This is a genomic window from Qaidamihabitans albus (assembly GCF_016464705.1).
In the GTDB taxonomy this organism is placed as follows: Bacteria; Actinomycetota; Actinomycetes; order Mycobacteriales; family Pseudonocardiaceae; genus Qaidamihabitans; species Qaidamihabitans albus.
Window position 1 is genome coordinate 1 of the sequence record NZ_JAEHOB010000043.1, and the last position, 1,589, is coordinate 1,589.

Annotated in this window: 2 protein-coding genes; both read right to left on the minus strand. The window is 66.3% G+C overall.

Annotation, left to right across the window (positions count from 1 at the left end; genetic code table 11):
• Nucleotides 1-21: 21 nt before the first annotated feature.
• Nucleotides 22-819, minus strand: a complete 798-nt coding sequence (locus JAP66_RS31715; protein WP_199435563.1) for an ABC transporter permease — start codon at nt 817-819, stop codon at nt 22-24.
• A 5-nt stretch (nt 820-824) separates the two neighbouring features.
• On the minus strand, nt 825-1,589 hold a 765-nt coding region (locus JAP66_RS31720; RefSeq protein ID WP_199435562.1), incomplete at its 5' end, for an ABC transporter ATP-binding protein.

Here is a 1,589-nt window from a genome sequence, read left to right on the forward strand (position 1 = left end):
GGTTGCTGCGGAGGTTGGCGGTCATCCGTTGATGTCCTGTTGGTTGTAGACGGATTCGTGCCAGGGGATGATGAAGCGTTTGAGGCTGTTGACGATGAAGTAGAGGGTGAGGCCGAGGGTGGAGAGGAGGATGATGATGGCGAAGAGGGCGGGGGCGTTGAGTTCGTTGAGGGTGCGGACGACGAGGTAGCCGAGGCCTTCGCTGCCGCCGAGGTATTCGCCGACGATGGTGCCGATGATGGCGAAGACGATGCCGACTTCCATGCCGGTGAAGACGTAGGGCATGGTGCTTTTGAGTTCGAGGTGTTTGAAGGTTTGCCAGCGGCTGGCGTTGAGGCTGCGCATGACTTCGCGTTGGCCGGTGTCCACGGAGCGGACGCCGAGTTGGACGTTGAGCATGATGGGGAAGAAGGCCAGCATCGCGGACATGATGATTTTGGAGGTCATGCCGAAGCCGAACCAGATGACGAACAGGGGGATGAGGGCGACTTTGGGCACGACCTGGGAGGCGACGATCAGGGGGCGCAGGCTGCGTTCCATCCAGGGCACTTTGCCCAGGACGACGCCGACGGCGATGCCGCAGCCCAGGGCGATGAGGAAGCCGCTGATGGTTTCGGTGGCGGTGACCCGGGCGTGTTGCCAGGTTTCGGGGGTGGTGACGACGTCGGCGAGGCTGTCGAAGACGGTGGCCGGGGGTGGCAGCACCAGTTCGGAGATGTCGTAGACGCGGACGAAGGTGTCCCAGAGCAGGAAGAACGCGGCCAGCAGCAGGGGGGTGCTGATCCAGGGGAGCAGTCTCATGGCGCGGTGGCGGGACATGCGGGTCACTCCTGCTCGTCGAGGGCGTGGCGCAGCGCGCGCACGATGGCGCCGAACTCCGGTTCGGTCTGCACGTCGAGGTCGCGGGGGCGGGCGAGTGCGACCGGGGTGATCCGGCGGATCCGGCCGGGCCGGGGGCTCAGGTGCACCACCCGGTCGCCGAGGAACACCGCCTCGGTGATGTCGTGGGTGACGAACACCACGGTCGCCTGGGTGGCCAGCGCGATGCGCTGCAGCTCGAGGTTCATCCGTTCCCGGGTGAGCGCGTCCAGCGCCCCGAAGGGCTCATCCATCAGCAGCAGCTTCGGGCGGGTGCTCAGCGCGCGGGCGATCGCCACCCGCTGCCGCATCCCCCCGGAGAGCTCACGCGGATAGGAGTCCTCGAACCCGGCCAGCCCCACCAGCTCCGCCAGCTCCCCCGCCCGCTGCCGCCGCGCCTGCCGCGCGGTGCCCCGCAACCGCAGCGGCAACGCGATGTTCTCCGCCACCGAATACCACGGAAACAGGTTCGCATCCTGAAACACCACACCCAGCTGCGACACCACCGAGGAGTCCACCCGCGAGCCCTGCCACAACGAGCTCCCCTCCACCAGAATCTCCCCACCCGACGGACTCAACAGCCCCGCCAGCATCCGCAACAACGTCGTCTTCCCACACCCCGACCGCCCGATCAACGACACGAACTCACCATCACCGATCGACAAACTGATGTCCGACAACGCCCGCGTACTCACCCGCCGACCACGAAACTCCTTCCCCACACCGATGAG

Excerpts from the sequence above, each read along its gene's own strand:
- JAP66_RS31715 (WP_199435563.1), bottom strand. The coding sequence starts at position 819 with ATGTCCCGCCACCGCGCCATGAGACTGCTCCCCTGGATCAGCACCCCC.